The following is a 15,557-nucleotide window of genomic DNA, read 5'->3' on the forward strand; positions in this document are numbered from 1 at the left end:
AAGTCCCACGCGTGGTGGGCTCTGGCCCAGGACGAGCGGCGGGAGCTGTTTGAGGAGACCTCCCACCACATCGCCATCGGGATGCAGTACCTGCCTGCGGTGGCCCGCCGGCTCTACCACGGCCGGGATCTGGACGAGCCCTTCGACTTCCTCACCTGGTTCGAGTACGTCCCCCGAGACGCGCCTGCGTTCGAGGAGCTGGTGTCCCGGCTCCGCGCGACCCCGGAGTGGGACTACGTGGAACGCGAAGTCGACATCCGCCTCGCATGCTGAGCTACGTCAGAGCCCTCACCCCCGTCTCGTTGGCCGATCGGCTATCGGACGAAGCGCGGTGGCTCTGCGAGCTTGCAGCGTGCTCGGCGGTGGGCCGCGGCGTTCGGTTCCGTTAGTGCGTCGACGTCCGCTGCGGGTGGTGATCGCGGGTGCGGGCATCGCTGGTCCGACGTTGGCCGGCTTGCTCGGCAGGGCCGGTCATCGGGTCATCGTGGTGGAGCGGGATCAGGGCTACGAAAAACAGCAGGTCAGACGGTGCACTCCGTCAGAGGTCGTAGTACATCGCGAACTCGTGCGGGTGCGGGCGCAGCCGGATCGGAGTGATCTCGTTCTCCCGCTTGTACTCGATCCAGGTCTCGATCAGGTCGGAGGTGAACACGCCACCGTCGAGCAGGTAGTCGTGGTCGACCTCCAGCCGGTCGAGGACGGCGTCCAGCGAGGCCGGCACCTTCTCGATGCCGAGGGCCTCCTCGGGCGGCAGCTCGTAGAGGTCCTTGTCGACCGGGGCCGGGGGCTCGATCTTGTTCTTGACGCCGTCCAGGCCGGCCATCAGCATCGCCGAGAAGGCCAGGTACGGGTTCGCCGACGGGTCGGGCACCCGGAACTCGATGCGCTTGGCCTTCGGGTTGTCCCCCGAGATCGGGATGCGGGTGCACGCCGAGCGGTTGCGCGCGGAGTAGACGAGGTTGATCGGCGCCTCGAAGCCAGGAACCAGCCGGTGGTAGCTGTTCACCGTCGGGTTGGTGAACGCCAGCAGCGACGGGGCGTGCTTGAGCAGGCCGCCGATGTAGTGCCGGGCCATATCCGACAGGCCGGCGTAGCCGGTCTCGGCGGCGAACAGCGGCTCGCCGTCCTTCCACAGGCTCTGGTGGCAGTGCATCCCCGAGCCGTTGTCACCGAAGAGCGGCTTGGGCATGAATGTCGCGGACTTGCCGTGCGCCCAGGCGGTGTTCTTGATGATGTACTTGAACAGCATCAGGCTGTCGGCCGAACGCAGCAGGGTGTCGAACTTGTAGTTGATCTCGGCCTGCCCGCCGGTACCCACCTCGTGGTGGCCCCGCTCGAGTTCCAGCCCGGCATTCGCCAGGTTGACCATCATCGCCGACCGCAGGTCGCTCTGGTGGTCGACCGGCTCCACGGGGAAGTAGCCGCCCTTCTGCCGGGTCTTGTAGCCCAGATTCGGGCCGCCGTTCTCCCCGGTCAGCGAGCCCGAGTTCCAAGAACCCTCGATAGCGTCGATGTGGTAGTAGCCCTCGTTGATGCTGGTGTTGTGCCGCACCGAGTCGAAGACGTAGAACTCGGCCTCCGGGCCGAAGTACGCGGTGTCGGCGATCCCGGAACTGGCCAGGTAGGCCTCGGCCTTCTTTGCCACGTTGCGCGGGTCGCGGCTGTAGGCCTCACGCGTGATCGGGTCGTGGATGAAGAAGTTCACGTTCAGCGTCTTGTAGGTGCGGAACGGGTCCACGAACGCGCTGCTGGCATCGGGGAGCAGCAGCATGTCGGACTCGTTGATCGCCTGGAAACCGCGGATGGACGAACCGTCGAAGCCCAGGCCGTCGGCGAAGGTGTCCGGGCCGAAGGTTTCCGCCGGGATGGTGAAGTGCTGCATGACGCCGGGGAGGTCGCAGAACCGGACGTCGACGAACTTCACGTCGTTGTCGCGGATGTACGCGGTGACCTCGTCGGGACTGTTGAACATCGATCCTCCGGGAGTGGACGGCCAGCTCAGCGGGAAACTACGAGCGGGGAGTTGCTCAGGGGTGACCCCTGTGTTTCGTCGCCGTAACGTCGGCTTTCGGCGTGTCGCCGACGGGAGTGGAGCACGCGCCGCCGGGGGGCCGGCGGATCGCGCCCTACCCTGACGGACATGGCGAACGAGTCGGTACCAGCCTCTCAGCACCGCGTCCGCGGCGCAGCGCTGGGGCTGCCGCGGGAGGGCCCGGGCTCGCTGGCCGGCTTCGGTCGGCGCGCCGGCGCCTTCGTTGTCGACGCGTTCGCTTCGGCGCTGGCGACCGGGCTGGTGACCGCCCCGGATCTGCCGGGCAACTGGAGCCTGCTGACCTTCGGTGTGATGACCGTCGTCTTCCTGGTGGTCACCGGGCAGACGCCGGGCATGCGGCTGCTGGGACTGCGGCTGGCCCACCCGCAGCAGGGACGGCGGCTGGCGCCGTGGCGCGCCGTCGTTCGGACCGGGCTGCTGGTCCTGCTGGTGCCGGCCCTCGTCGTCGACGGTGACGGGCGCGGCCTGCACGACCGGCTGACCGACACCGCCGTCGTCCGGGAGAGGGGCTGAGCACACCGCGACCCCGGGCCGCACCGCGTCCATGTGCCGTCCTGGCCGACATTGAGTCGTTGCCCGCGTTCCCGTCGGGAGCCTGCGGCCCCGCGCCGGTCCCACGGAGCCCAGCACGCTCGGCGGGGCTCGAGACTTACCTCCGGCGGACCTGGCGCTGGCTGACCGACATCTGCTTGCCGCCGGGCAGCGGTCCGCCGGGCACCGGGGGACGGGCGCCACCGAGCGCGGACATCCGCTTGGCCAGGGCATTGACCTCGGCGCCGGTGAGGTTGCGGGGCAGCTTCACCACATGGGAGTTGAGCTTCTTCAGCGGGACCTGCCCCTCGGCGTCGCCCACGCTGACGTCGTAGATGGGAGTGTCGCCGACGACCTTGGAGATGCGGCGCTTCTCCGCCGCGATCAGCCCGCGGACCCGCTGCGGGGCGCCCTCTCCGACGAGGACGACGCCGGGCCGGCCGAGCACGCGGTGCACGGCGTCCAGCTCGCGGGTGCCGGCGACGCCTGAGGCGACCCGCCAGTCGCCGCGCATGCCCTCGAGCACCCATGCCGCGGCGCCGGGCTGGCCCTCCACCTGACGATAGGCAGATCCCTGCGCCCGTCGTCCGAAGATGATCAGCGCAGCCAGCAGGCCCAGCAGGACAGCGATGGGCAGGAGCAGGAACGGGGAGTCGAGCAGGATGCCGATCAGCTCGACCACGGCCACGACCACCACGAAGGCGATCAGCATGATCCAGGGGAGCTTCGGATCGTTCTTGTAGGTGAGCTTGTAGGCCTGGCCGATCATCCCGACCTGACTCTTCAGCTTGGCCACCCGGCCGACCTTGGGCTTGCCGTCCTTGCCCAGCTTCGCCGCCTTCGGCGACTTTGTGCCGCTCTTGCCGGGAGCGCCCTTGCCGGCGCCCACGGCGGTGGCGCCGGTGCTCCGTCCGGGCGCACCGGCCGGACCCCGGCCCGCCTTGCCGGTGGGGGCGGGAGTGTCGGTGGACCTGCTGCGTGCCATGTCTGTAGAGGATAGTCAAAGGACCCGCTGCCCCCCGCCACTCGCGAGCTCGCGCCGGGCCCCTGCAGCGGGCCGAGGGGCTCAGGCGGTGGTGACTCTGAGCCCGCGGGCCTCGGCGGCCTGCTGGTAGAGCCGGCCGGCGCGGTAGGAACTGCGCACCAGCGGCCCGCCCAGCACGCCGGCAAAGCCGATCCGCTCCGCCTCGGCGGAGAACTCGACGAACTCCTCGGGCTTGACCCACCGGACCACCGGGTGGTGCCGGACGCTGGGGCGCAGGTACTGGGTGATGGTCAGCAGGTCGCAGCCGGCCTCGTGCAGGGCCTGCATCGCCTCCACGACCTCGTGTGGCTCTTCGCCCATGCCCAGGATCAGGTTGGACTTGGTGACCAGGCCGGCCTCGCGGGCAGCGGTGATCACCGACAGGGACCGCTCGAAGCGGAAGCCGGGGCGGATCCGCTTGAAGATGCGCGGCACCGTCTCCACGTTGTGTGCCAGCACCTCGGGCCGGGAGGAGAACACCTCGGCCAGCTGGTCGGGCTCGGCGTTGAAGTCGGGGATGAGCAGTTCGACACCGCAGCCGGGGACGGCCGCGTGGATCTGCCGCACCGTCTCGGCGTACAGCCAGGCCCCGCCGTCGGGCAGGTCGTCGCGGGCGACGCCGGTGATCGTGGCGTAGCGCAGCCCCATGGTGGCCACGCTCTCGGCCACCCGGCGCGGCTCGTCGGCGTCGAAGTCGGCGGGCTTGCCGGTGTCGATCTGGCAGAAGTCACAGCGCCGGGTGCACTGGTCGCCGCCAATGAGGAAGGTGGCCTCGCGGTCTTCCCAGCACTCGTAGATGTTGGGGCAGCCGGCTTCTTCGCACACGGTGTGCAGGCCCTCGCGGCGCACCAGGGACTTCAGCTCGGTGTACTCGGGGCCGGTCTTCAGCTTGGTCTTGATCCAGGCGGGCTTGCGCTCGATGGGGGTCTCGCTGTTGCGGACCTCCAGACGCAGCAGCTTCCGGCCGGCCGGCTCGATCCGGGACGCCCCCCCCGGGGTGGTCGTCGACGCCTCGCTCATGGTCAGCACGGTACTCCCGGGGGCCGGCCCGCCCGCTGGTCGCCGGAGGCGGTCGCCGTTCCCGGCGGGAACGCGAACGGGCCCGGTGCCGCCTCCCGCGCGGGGAGGAGCACCGGGCCCGTTTTCGTCGGGCCTGCGGGTCAGGCCTTGTTGCCGCCGCCCCCGGGCTCGACGCCGCGGTCGGCCACCGGCGTACCGGCCGGGCCGCGGGGTGTGTCGGTGACGTTGGTCGCGTCGGTCGTCGGGTCGACGCCGTCGGGACCCTCGGTCACCGACCCACCCGCGGGCCCCGCGGTGGTCACCGGCGCGTCGGGGTCGTTGTGGGTGCTGGTGGCGGGGGTGGGCCGGTCGTCGTAGGTGCGCGCCTCGGAACCGCGGGCCAGCTGTGCCTCCTGGGTGCCGAGATCGGTCTCTGGGGGAGTGGCATCGCCGGGGGCCGACTGGGCCGAGGAGACGACCTTGCCGCCCTGCGACTGGGGGCTCGCGGTCCCCCCGGCGGGGGTGGACGGGTTGCTCGGGGCGCTGGGCACGGGGTCCTCTCGGTAGTTGGGAACGGGGCCGTCGCCGGTCGGCGCCGGTGTCCAGGGGTCGTCGGTGTTCTTCTTCCGCAGGACGACGGCCACCCCGGCGACGATGGCCAGCACCGCCAGCAGCCACGGCCAGCGGCGCGGCGGCGGCTCCTCGATGCCCACCCGGCGCTTGACCGTGGTGGCCGTGGCGGCTGCCCGCTTGGCGGTCTGCTTGCGGGCCTTGGCGGTCGCCTTCTCCAGCTCGACGCGCTTCTTGCGTGCCTTGGTGGTGAGCTTGTCGGCCTTCTTGCCCAGCTGCTCGGCCTTGGCGCTGGCGACCTGGGCATTGGCCTCGGCCGCTGCCCGCAGGGCGACCGCCTTGACGGCGGCCTGGTCGCGGGCGGCCTCTGCGGCGGCGAGCGCCGCGGTGCCGGCCGCCGCCGACTGGGTCGCTGCGTTGGTCAGCGAGCCCCGGGCGTTCTCCAGGACCGGGCCCGCGGCCTCCCGGGCCGCGGCGACCAGCGGGGCCGCATACGCGGCGGCGGCGGAACCGGCGGCCGCGAGCCTGGGTGCCGCAGCGTCGCGGGCCACCTCCCACCGGGGACCCGCGCTGGCGACGGCGGTCTCGATGTTGGCCCGGGTGGCCCGGGCAGCGGCCTCCAGCGTGGGCCCGGCGGCCTCGCGGGCGGCCTCGATGCGTGGCACGGCGGCGGCGAGGGCGACGTCGAGGTTCGCCCGCGCGGTCTTGCTCGCCGCCTCCAGCCGCGGGACGACGTCGGTTGCGTAGGCCTTCTGGGCCGCCTCCAGGTGTGGGGCGAGTGTCTTCTGAGCTTCCTCGAGGCGGGGCGCGAAGGTCTTCTGCGCCGCCACGACCGTCTTCTGGGCGGCCTCGACGCGCGGCTCGAGCACCTCCAGCGCGGCGTCCAGACGGGGGCCGAGGGCGGCGACCGCCGCCTCCACCTTGGGAGCGAGGTCGGCGGCGTAGGCCTGCTGGGCGGCCTTGGCGGCCGCCTCGACCCGCGGACCGAGGTGCTCCGCCGTCGCGCGCCCGGCCTCGGTCACCGCCGCGCCGATGTGGGCGAAGCCCTCCTGGAACTCGGCACCGATGACCTGGGCCCGGCTCTTGTTGCGGAACACTGGAAGCACCTCCGAGTTGATCGTCTCCCGATCATCCTGCCCGCCATCGGCGGTGGGCACACCCCGGGGGCGGGGTCGTCCCCGGCGGGACGGGGCCGGAGCTGGTCAGCGTTCCTCCCCGTGCAGCTACGGATCTTCACCGAACCCCAGATGGGCGCCCCCTGCGACGACCTCCGAGGTGGCTCCGCAGCTGGGCTGATGCACTGCTCGCGTCGGCGTGGCCGGCCGATGGCGAGTCAGCGCTCCATCCCGCCCGGCGGGGTGAGGTTGGTTCAAATCTGGTCCGTCCGCGCCGATGTATCGCTCATGACGAGTGCTGACAGGGTGGTCGGCGGGTAGTCCACCTCGCCGCCTCCGCGCGGCTGCAGGTGACCCTGGGCCGTGCGGTCCAGAGCAGAGCCGCCGAGGTGGGCGCTGCCGTCGTCGCGGACTGGTCGCGACGGAGCTGGTCCTACGGCCTGACGTATGACGACGTGGTCCCGATCATCGGGCGCACCTGCAGCCTCGGTACCGATCTGATCGGCCGGTACCTGGCAACCGGTGACGGTGCCAGTCCCGAGGAGGTGCAGGCGCTGGCCGGCAGCGGTCGGCTGACGGTGGACGACTCCTTCTCCCTCACCGACCTCACCAAGAACTACCTGATCTGGACCAGGCTGGCATCGCAGCTCTTCTGCACCACGGTGACCGCGGCCTCCAAGACGTCTCTGTCGATGTCGAGCCGGTCGCCCTCTTCCAGCACCACCCGCATGGTCGTATCGCGCCAGGTCACGAGGCCGGGGACCGGCTACTGGTGGCGGTCGCCGATTGCCTCGCCGGGCTGGTCCGCCCTGCCGACACCGTGGCCCGGTGGGGCGGGGACGAGTTCGTCATCGTCTGCGAGGACACGGCCGCCTGTGCGCCGGGGGCCACGGCGCTTGCCGATCGGATCCAGGCCGGGGTGGCCGCCTGCTGCGAGGCGAGTGAGGGTCTGATCGTGTCGGTCAGCACCGGTATCGCGATCGCCCCCACCGGCGCTGATCCGGAGCGGGTTCTGGCCCAGGCCGATGCCGCGATGTACGCCGCCAGGCAGGGTGGCGGGGCACGCCGCGAGATCCATCTGGCGGCCGGCTAACGAGCCCCCGCGGTGAGCTCGCCCTCGGGATCGGCGGCCACCGCGTGGCTCAGCTGAACCCGCCGGCCAGCGGCTCCAGCCTGGCCCGCGAGCTCAGCCAGGTGTTGGCCCGCTCCAGGTCGCTCTCGAAGTCCACCTCCACAGCGGAGAACTGGGAGATGTCCAGCGGGCGGAAGCGCAGCCCGGCCTGCTGGATGGCGGTCTCCATGCCGCGCTCGAAGTAGTCGGTGTCCGCGCAGGCCGCGAGGTGCTCAATGAGCGCGGGCTTGTCGGTCGCGGAGACGTAGTTGATGCCCACAGCCTCGCCCAGTCCACCGACGACGGTCTTGGACAGCTCGACGATGAAGCCGTCGCCGTCGACGGTGTACTTGACCTCTTCGTCGGCCACCGTGGCGGTGTCCACGCAGACGAAGCTCTGGTCGACGTCCACCAGTGCCGTCGTCTGGTCCAGGACGGCGGGGTCGAACACCACGTCGCCGTTGAGCCACAGCACGCCGCCGGGCTGCGACGTCCGCAGCGCCCGGAACAGGCTCTGAGAGGTGTTCGTCGTGGCGAAGTCAGGGTTGAACGCGAACAGCAGGTCCGGCTGGGCCCGCATGATCGCCTTGCTCCGGTAGCCGACGACGACGGTGACCGGGGCCGCGGGGCCGAAAACCTCACGGATGCCGTCCAGCTGCTGCTGCATGATGCTGCGGCCGTCCATCAACGGGGTCAGCGGCTTGGGCAGCGAGCGGCCCAGCCGGGTGCCCATGCCCGCGGCCAGGATCACCACCTGCGGGACGCGGTGGGTCCGGGGTGCTGGACGGGTGACCGGCGCGCGCGCCTGGCGATCACGGCCGTGGGTCCAGATCGGCTCAGCGGTGCGCATGCTCATCTCCTCGTTCGGTCTGCGGTGCGGGGGTGGTCAGGGGGTTCGGTCCGGCGGCGGCCGGCGGGAAGAAACGGGCGATGACCCGGTCGGTGGCGCGGCCGTCCTCAAGGGAGCAGAACGTCTGCCGGAACCGCGCATAACGGGCTGTGCGCTCCGCCGGTTCCCGGTCCGCGTCCGCCAGGGCCGCCAGGACCTCCGCGCTGGTGGTCAGCAGCGGTCCGGGCGCGGCCTCGGCCAGGTCAAAGTAGAAGCCCCGGAGCTCGTCCCGGTAGTGCTCGATGTCGTACGTGAAGTGGATGATCGGCCGCCCGGTGACGGCGAAGTCGAACATCGTGGAGGAGTAGTCGGTCACCAGCACGTCGGCGGCCAGGTACAGGTAGCGGACGTCCGGGTGGTCGGAGACGTCCAGGACCGGTGCGCCTTCGGCGACCGCCGGGCGGTCGGACACCATCGTGTGCAGCCGGAGGAGCAGCACGTGGTCGGCCGGGAGGCCCCGGACGAGCTCGTCGAAGTCGGGTGGGAAGGCGTGGTCGGGCCGGCCGACCGCCAGGACGAGGTCGTCGCGCCAGGTCGGGGTGTAGAGGACGGCGGTGACCCCGTCGGCGATCCCGAGCCGCGCCCGGACCTCGGCGCGCAGCCGGTCCCGCTCGGGGAAGCTGAGGACGTCATTGCGGGGGTAGCCGGTCTCGTGGACCGGCCCCCGGTAGCCGAAGGCGCTCCGCAGCCGGGGGGTGCTCGCAGCGTTGGGTGACAGCAGGTGGTCCCACCGGGCGACGTCGGCGTCCAGGGCGGCCAGCCGGCCTGCCGGCGGGCAGCTGACGTCCTGGTGCATCCGCTTGAGCGGCGTGCCGTGCCAGGTTTGCAGGTACGTCGCCCCCGGCTGCTTGTCCCAGTCGAGGGAGATGCCGTTGTTGGCGACGACGATGTCGGCCGACTCCAGGGCGGCCCGGCCCTCGGGGCTGCCATACACCACCGTCGCCACGTCGGAGGGGAAATCCCCCAGCCGGTCCGGGCGGACCAGCCAGACGTGCGAGAACTCGTCGCCCCGGCCGAGCAGCGCCTCGTAGAGCGCCCGCGGACTGTCGGAGTAGCGCCCCGAGAAGCTGTTCCAGACGATCTTCACCGCGACGTCGTGCCGAGCGTGCGATGGTCGAGCAGGGTGCGGTGGGTCATCTGCGCGTCCTCCACGGGGCGGTCGACGGTGGCTGCCACGGTGGCGCGCCGGGCGCCTGCGACGCGGCCCGGGCGGCACGTCGCGGACCGCGGGACGCGGCCGCGGTGCTCGCCGAGCAGGGAAGGGGACACCGTGCGCCGGGAGGCCGGGCGGGGTGGGCGCTTCTTCTGCGTCGTGCGTCCCGGGCACCACCGGTCTCGCGAGCCGGCGGCGGGAACGACGCTGAGGAACAGCGCCGATGCTCCATGATGTACGGACGGGGACCGCCCGTGGCAAGGGGTTGGCCGGGTGACGCTGGCCACCTCCCGCGCCCCCAGCCTACCGCGGGGACGGCGCAGCGCCGTCCCCGCGGTAGGCTGGGGGCTGTGACCGGCGGGTTCCTCCTTCTCCGGCCGTGCTGACCTGATCCGATCAGACAGCACGGCGACCCCTCCTGCGTGAGGGGTTTTTTTCTGCCCGCCGCCGGTACGAGGACCCAGGAGCACCCGAGATGAGCCAGCCGGCCAGCCAGCCGACCACCGAGCCGACCGCCGATGGGGTGCCTCCCCACCGGTACACCCCGGCCCTGGCGCAGTCCATCGAGCTCGCCTGGCAGGACCGCTGGGAGGGTGAGGGGACCTTCCACACGCCGAACCCGACCGGAGCGCTCAGCGAGGGGTTCGAGCGGGTCGCCGACCGCCCCAAGGCCTTCGTGATGGACATGTTTCCGTACCCCTCCGGCGCCGGTTTGCACGTCGGCCACCCGCTGGGCTACCTGGGCACCGACGTGACCAGCCGCTTCCTGCGCATGGACGGCCACAACGTGTTGCACCCGATGGGCTACGACGCCTTCGGGCTGCCGGCCGAGCAGTACGCGGTGCAGACCGGCCAGCACCCGCGGGTGACCACCGAGGCGAACATCGAGGCCATCGCGGCGCAGCTGCGGCGGCTGGGCGTCGACCACGACATCCGGCGCACCTTCGCCACCATCGACCCGGGCTACTACAAGTGGACCCAGTGGATCTTCACCCGGCTCTTCGAGGCGTGGTTCGACCCGGACGCCGACGGTGGCCGCGGGCAGGCACGCCCGATCACCGAGCTGGTCGCCGAGCTGGACGCCGGTACGCGTCAGTCGGCGCCGGGCACGCTGCCCGAGGGCCGGGTCTGGGCCGAGCTGTCCGAGGTCGAGCGTCGCCAGGTGGTCGACGCCCACCGGCTGGCCTACCGGCACGAGGCGCCGGTCAACTGGTGCCCCGGGCTGGGCACGGTGCTGTCCAACGAGGAGGTCACCGCCGACGGCCGCTCCGAACGCGGCAACTTCCCGGTCTTCCGGCGTCCGCTGACCCAGTGGATGATGCGGATCACCGCCTACGCTGAGCGCCTGCTGAGCGATCTGGACCGGCTGGACTGGTCGGATTCGCTCAAGCAGATGCAGCGCAACTGGATCGGCCGCTCCACCGGCGCGCGGATCGCCTTCCCGGTGGGGCCGGAATCGGTGGAGGTGTTCACCACCCGGCCCGACACGTTGTTCGGCGCCACGTACCTGGTGCTGGCGCCCGAGCACCCGCTGGTCGAGGCGCTGGCCGCGGCCGACTGGCCCGACGGCGTCGACCCGCGGTGGACCGGCGGTGCCGCGACCCCGGCCGAGGCCGTGGCCGCCTACCAGCGGCAGGCCTCCCGCCGCTCGGAGCTGGACCGGCAGGCCGAGGGCCGGGAGAAGACCGGTGTCTGGCTGGGCGCGACCGCGGTGAACCCGCTGACCGGGCGCGACCTGCCGGTGTTCATCGCCGACTACGTGCTGACCGGGTACGGCACCGGCGCGATCATGGCGGTGCCCGGTGAGGACACCCGCGACTGGGAGTTCGCGCAGGCCTTCGGGCTGCCCGTCGTCCGCACCGTGCAGCCGCCGGCCGCCTTCGACGGCGGCGCGTACACCGGCTCCGGCCCGATGATCAACTCCTCCAACGACCAGTTGTCCCTGGACGGGCTGGACAAGGCCGGCGCCATCGCCACGGTCACCGAATGGCTGGTCGCACACGGGCACGGCGAGGCGACGACGACCTACAAGCTGCGCGACTGGCTGTTCAGCCGGCAGCGCTACTGGGGCGAGCCGTTCCCCATCGTCTACGACTCCGACGACCTGCCGATCGCCGTCCCCGAGTCAATGCTGCCGGTGCTGCTGCCCGAGGTCGACGACTACTCGCCGAAGACGTTCGCCGACGACGACGACACCTCGCTGCCCGAACCGCCGTTGTCCCGCGCGACCGAGTGGGTCACGGTCACCCTGGACCTGGGCGACGGTCCGAAGACCTACCGCCGCGAGACCAACACGATGCCCAACTGGGCCGGCTCGTGCTGGTACTACCTGCGCTATCTCGACCCCGCCGACGACGAGCGGTTCGTGGACCCGGCGCTGGAGCGCTACTGGATGGGTCCGCGCTCGGCCGGGGACACCGGCGGGGTGGACCTGTACGTCGGTGGTGTGGAGCACGCGGTGCTGCACCTGCTGTACGCCCGGTTCTGGCACAAGGTGCTGTTCGACCTGGGCTACGTGAGCAGCGAGGAGCCCTTCCGCCGCCTGGTCAACCAGGGCTACATCTCCGCCTTCGCCTACACCGACGCGCGCCGTTTCTACGTGCCGGCCGCCGAGGTCGTGGAGCGCGACGGACAGTTCTTCCACGACGGCGAGCCGGTCAACCGGGAGTACGGGAAGATCGGCAAGAGCCTGAAGAACATGGTGACGCCGGACGAGATGATCGAGGCCTTCGGCGCGGACACCTTCCGGGTCTACGAGATGTCGACCGGCCCGCTGGAGCAGTCCCGGCCGTGGGAAACCAAGGCCGTCGTCGGCTCGCAGCGCCTGCTGCAGCGGGTGTGGCGGGTGGTCGTCGACGAGGAGACCGGGCAGCCCCGGGTCGCCGACACCGAGCCGGATGCCGGCACCTCGCGGGCGCTGAACCGGGCGATCGAGGCCGTGCGGGACGGCATGGGGACGCTGCGGTTCAACATCGCCATTGCCCGGATCACCGAGTTGACCAACCACCTGACCCAGGCGTTCGGCCCCGGCACGGCGGTGCCCCGCTCGGTGGCCGAACCACTGGTCCTGCTGCTGGCCCCGCTGGCACCGCACGTGGCCGAGGAGATGTGGTCGCGGCTGGACCACCCGGACTCCGTGGCGTGGGCGCAGTTCCCGGTCGCCGAGCAGCGCTGGCTGGTGGACGACACCGTGGAGGTCGCCGTGCAGGTCAACGGCAAGGTGCGCGCGCAGGTGTCGGTGCCCGCGGACGCGGATGCAGCCGCCCTGGAGGCGGCCGCCCGGGCCGACGAACGGATCACCGGATACCTGGACGGGGCGACCGTCCGACGCGTGGTCGTCGTGCCGGGCCGGCTGGTCAACTTCGTCCTGGGCTGAGAACGTGGAGGAGGCGCCGGTGCAGGTCGCCTGCGCCGGCCACCTCCGCCCGGGGCTCAGCTGGCTAGGACCGGCGCCAGCACCCGGCGCATCGCCGCCTCGACCGGGTCGATCGCCTCGGCGACGGTCACGTCCCGGCCCAGCTCGGCGGTCAGCGAGGTGGCCCCGGCGTCGGGGATGCCGCAGGGCACCATGTTGCTGAAAGCCGCCAGGTCGGGGTCGCAGTTCAGGGCGAACCCGTGCATCGTCACTCCGCGGGCGACCCGGACGCCGATGGCGGCCACCTTGCGGTCGGGACCCCGCTCGTCGGCTCGCACCCACACCCCGCTGCGGCCCTCCACCTGTTCGGTGGCCAGCCCGAAGCCCGCGCACACCTCCATCAGCGCGGTCTCCATCCGGCGGACGTGCGCGACGACGTCAACCGGGTCGGGCAGCGCCACGATCGGGTAGCCGACCAGCTGGCCAGGACCGTGCCAGGTGATCTTGCCGCCGCGGTCGACGTCGACGACCGGAGTGCCGTCGAAGGGACGCTCGTGCCGCAACGTGCGCTTTCCGGCGGTGTAGACGGGGGGATGCTCCAGCAGAAGCAGGGTGTCCGGCCCGGTGCCGGCGACCCGCTGCTCGTGGACCTCGCGCTGCCTGGCCCACGCCTGCTCGTAGGGGACCAGACCCGCGCGCACGACGGTCAGCTCGCTCATGACCTCCACCTTATGCCGGGCTCATCGGAGCCGGCGGGGCTCGATGCAGGTCTCGATCACCGTGCCGTCGGCACCGGGCACGACCCGGTAGGCGACCTTGCCGGGGCGGTCGGCGACGGCCTCGGCGAGCTCGGTGCCGCGGTAGACCAGGCCCACCCCGTCCTCGGTGGCGTACCCGGCCGGGAGGATGCCGTCGGCGACGAGCTGCCGGTAGAGCGGCCGGCGCTGCTCCTCGGAGTCGTGGTGGACGCTGTTGGAGAACGGCAGCAGCGCGAGGCCGTCGGTGACCGCGCGCAGGTCGGGGCCGAAGGAGTCGGTGGTCCCGCCCACGTGCCAACACAGTGATCCGGCCGAGACCCCGCCCAGTACGACCCCGGCCTGCCAGGCCTCGCGGAACACCTCGTCCAGCCCGTGCACCCGCCAGACCGCGAGCAGGTTGGCCACGCTGCCGCCGCCCACCCAGACCACGTCCTGGGCCAGCAGGTGCGTCCGGACGTCGGCCACGGTGGGCATGCTGAACAGGCTCAGGTGCGAGGCGGCGACGTCCCCGCCCGCGAAGGCACCGTAGAAGCCGCCCACCCGCGCCGGGTCGTCACCGGTGGCGGTGCCCAGGTAGCAGACCTTCGGCCGGCCCGGCGCACCGGCCAGCTCGAACGCCAGGTCGAAGACGGGACCGGGCGCCCAGTCGTAGGGCCCGCGGCTGCGGGAGTCGAAGCCGATGCTGGTTGCCAACACGGTGGGGGCGGTGGCGGGCATCAGGCGGGACCACCGGTCGGCACGGCAGCGGTCGGGGAGAGGCGGCGGAGAACGGCCCGCGCCGTCCGGGCGCCGCTGGCCATCGCCCCCTGGATCGAGGGTGTGTCCCGATGGTCGCCACACACGAACAGGCCACCGCCGAGGTCGACCGGGCGGCGGAGCTGCAGCGGGGGAGTGGCGGCCGGCTGGGCGCCGGTCACCGTGACGCTGGTCAGGTGCTCCAGATCGGCCGACGACACGCCCTGGGCGCGGGCGACCTCCTCCCGCACCTCGGCTTCCCTGGTTGGGGTCAGCGTGGAACTGGCCACCAGGGCGCGCCCGTCGGGGCTGTAGGCAGGCTGGGCGTCGGACACCACGACGGAGTTGACCAGCCGCCCGCCGGGGGTGCCCAGGACGATGAGCGGGTGCTGCCAGGGTGAGGCCGGCAGCACGTGCAGGTGCGTGGTCACCTGACGGGGCGCGGATGCCTCGACAACCGGTATCAGCGCGGCGGCCGTGTCCGGGTCGGTGGCCACCACGACGGCGTCCGCGGTCGTCGTCCCGGTGGCGGTGCGCACCGACCTCCCGTCGACCTGCTCCACCCGGACGCACAGGTGCACCCGATCGGGGTCCAGTCGGCCGGCGAGCTGCTCACCCACCGACTGCATGCCGGCGGCCGGCAGCCCGACCCGGCCGCGGATGAAGCTGCGCCAGACCAGGTCGAGGTAGCGACTGGAGGTCTCCAGCGCCGACTCCAACAGCACGCCGGCCAGGAACGGCCGGAAGAACCGCTCCATCGCCACCTCGCCGACGCAGGCGGAGCGCAGCGCCTGCTCGGCGCTGCGCTCGCGGGCGGACAACAGCCGGGTGACCGGCTCGTAGCCGGCCCGGACGGAGAAGCCGGCGATGGCGGCCTTGCGGAGCAGGGACCCCAGCGGCGAGCGGACCGTCTCCCAGGTGCCGGCGGGGTGCCGCCGCGGGTCGACCACGGAGTGCGCCCGGCCGTCGGCCCACACGGTCGCCCCGGTCCCGAACCAGCCCATGTCCAGCGCGTCGACGTCGAGGTCGGCGACCCGGGGGTAACCGGTGTTGAAAACCTGGAAGCCGCGGTCGACCAGGAAGCCGTCGATCCGCTCGCTGGACAGCCGTCCGCCGGCGTGCGCGGCAGCGTCCACGACGTGCACGTCGCGGCCGGCGGCGGCCAGTCGCGTTGCCACCGACAGGCCGGCCAGGCCCGCTCCGACGACGACGACCTCGGCACGGGCGGGCAGCGGCATGTCCCGAACCTAGGCGTCCCGTGGGT

Annotated in this window: 14 protein-coding genes; 4 read left to right on the plus strand and 10 right to left on the minus strand. The window is 72.1% G+C overall.

Translation table 11 applies throughout. The features are described from left to right. Positions 1–273 (plus strand): chlorite dismutase family protein (locus tag BLW04_RS16580; protein ID WP_139306874.1); only part of this gene is annotated, 273 nt, incomplete at its 5' end. Between the two features lie 265 nt (positions 274–538). Here BLW04_RS16580 and glnA read toward each other — a convergent pair. Further along, entirely contained in the window at positions 539–1,972 is a 1,434-nt protein-coding gene (glnA, locus tag BLW04_RS16585; protein WP_091543555.1) for a type I glutamate--ammonia ligase, read from the minus strand. Positions 1,973–2,140: 168 nt separating this feature from the next. Here glnA and BLW04_RS16590 point away from each other — a divergent pair, with 168 nt between their 5' ends. Next, positions 2,141–2,566, plus strand: a complete 426-nt coding sequence (locus tag BLW04_RS16590; protein WP_091543558.1) for an RDD family protein — start codon at positions 2,141–2,143, stop codon at positions 2,564–2,566. A gap of 136 nt (positions 2,567–2,702) precedes the next feature. On the opposite strand, the gene BLW04_RS16595 is transcribed toward BLW04_RS16590, so the two are convergent. The 4 genes from BLW04_RS16595 to BLW04_RS29200 all read right to left on the minus strand — a co-directional run bounded on the left by BLW04_RS16595 (position 2,703) and on the right by BLW04_RS29200 (position 7,043). Beyond that, positions 2,703–3,569, minus strand: a complete 867-nt coding sequence (locus BLW04_RS16595) for a DUF4191 domain-containing protein (protein WP_091543562.1) — start codon at positions 3,567–3,569, stop codon at positions 2,703–2,705. A gap of 81 nt (positions 3,570–3,650) precedes the next feature. After that, entirely contained in the window at positions 3,651–4,628 is a 978-nt protein-coding gene (gene lipA, locus BLW04_RS16600; protein ID WP_091543717.1) for a lipoyl synthase, read from the minus strand. Positions 4,629–4,768: 140 nt separating this feature from the next. Next, a complete protein-coding gene (locus BLW04_RS16605; RefSeq protein ID WP_139306875.1) occupies positions 4,769–6,274 on the minus strand; it encodes a hypothetical protein in 1,506 nt (501 codons plus the stop codon). A gap of 634 nt (positions 6,275–6,908) precedes the next feature. Further along, positions 6,909–7,043 (minus strand): hypothetical protein, encoded by a 135-nt coding sequence (locus BLW04_RS29200; RefSeq protein ID WP_256375488.1) that lies wholly within the window; start codon positions 7,041–7,043, stop codon positions 6,909–6,911. Positions 7,044–7,064: 21 nt separating this feature from the next. Between BLW04_RS29200 and BLW04_RS16610 the strand changes: the two genes are divergently transcribed. After that, positions 7,065–7,385 (plus strand): diguanylate cyclase domain-containing protein, encoded by a 321-nt coding sequence (locus BLW04_RS16610; protein WP_175484099.1) that lies wholly within the window; start codon positions 7,065–7,067, stop codon positions 7,383–7,385. A gap of 49 nt (positions 7,386–7,434) precedes the next feature. Here the strand turns inward: BLW04_RS16610 and BLW04_RS16615 are convergent, their stop codons facing one another. Both BLW04_RS16615 and BLW04_RS16620 read right to left on the minus strand, forming a co-directional pair. Beyond that, positions 7,435–8,253 (minus strand): phosphocholine cytidylyltransferase family protein, encoded by an 819-nt coding sequence (locus tag BLW04_RS16615; RefSeq protein WP_091543578.1) that lies wholly within the window; start codon positions 8,251–8,253, stop codon positions 7,435–7,437. Beyond that, positions 8,240–9,379: a CDP-glycerol glycerophosphotransferase family protein gene (locus BLW04_RS16620; RefSeq protein WP_091543582.1), complete on the minus strand. Its 1,140-nt coding sequence runs from the start codon at positions 9,377–9,379 to the stop codon at positions 8,240–8,242. Before BLW04_RS16620 ends, BLW04_RS16615 begins: the two co-directional genes overlap by 14 nt. Positions 9,380–9,920: 541 nt before the next feature. Between BLW04_RS16620 and leuS the strand changes: the two genes are divergently transcribed. Next, positions 9,921–12,821 (plus strand): leucine--tRNA ligase, encoded by a 2,901-nt coding sequence (gene leuS, locus BLW04_RS16630; protein WP_091543591.1) that lies wholly within the window; start codon positions 9,921–9,923, stop codon positions 12,819–12,821. A 56-nt stretch (positions 12,822–12,877) separates the two neighbouring features. Here the strand turns inward: leuS and lipB are convergent, their stop codons facing one another. The 3 genes from lipB to BLW04_RS16645 are packed head-to-tail and all read right to left on the minus strand — an operon-like array spanning position 12,878 to position 15,531. Further along, positions 12,878–13,519, minus strand: a complete 642-nt coding sequence (gene lipB, locus BLW04_RS16635) for a lipoyl(octanoyl) transferase LipB (protein ID WP_091543720.1) — start codon at positions 13,517–13,519, stop codon at positions 12,878–12,880. A gap of 21 nt (positions 13,520–13,540) precedes the next feature. Then, positions 13,541–14,275, minus strand: a complete 735-nt coding sequence (locus tag BLW04_RS16640; RefSeq protein WP_091543597.1) for a Type 1 glutamine amidotransferase-like domain-containing protein — start codon at positions 14,273–14,275, stop codon at positions 13,541–13,543. After that, complete coding sequence (locus tag BLW04_RS16645; RefSeq protein WP_091543600.1) at positions 14,275–15,531, minus strand: FAD-dependent oxidoreductase; 1,257 nt, start codon at positions 15,529–15,531, stop codon at positions 14,275–14,277. The genes BLW04_RS16640 and BLW04_RS16645 overlap by 1 nt, the downstream gene beginning before the upstream one ends. Positions 15,532–15,557: the final 26 nt, after the last annotated feature.

Source organism: Modestobacter sp. DSM 44400, from assembly GCF_900107175.1.
Classification (GTDB): Bacteria; Actinomycetota; Actinomycetes; order Mycobacteriales; family Geodermatophilaceae; genus Modestobacter.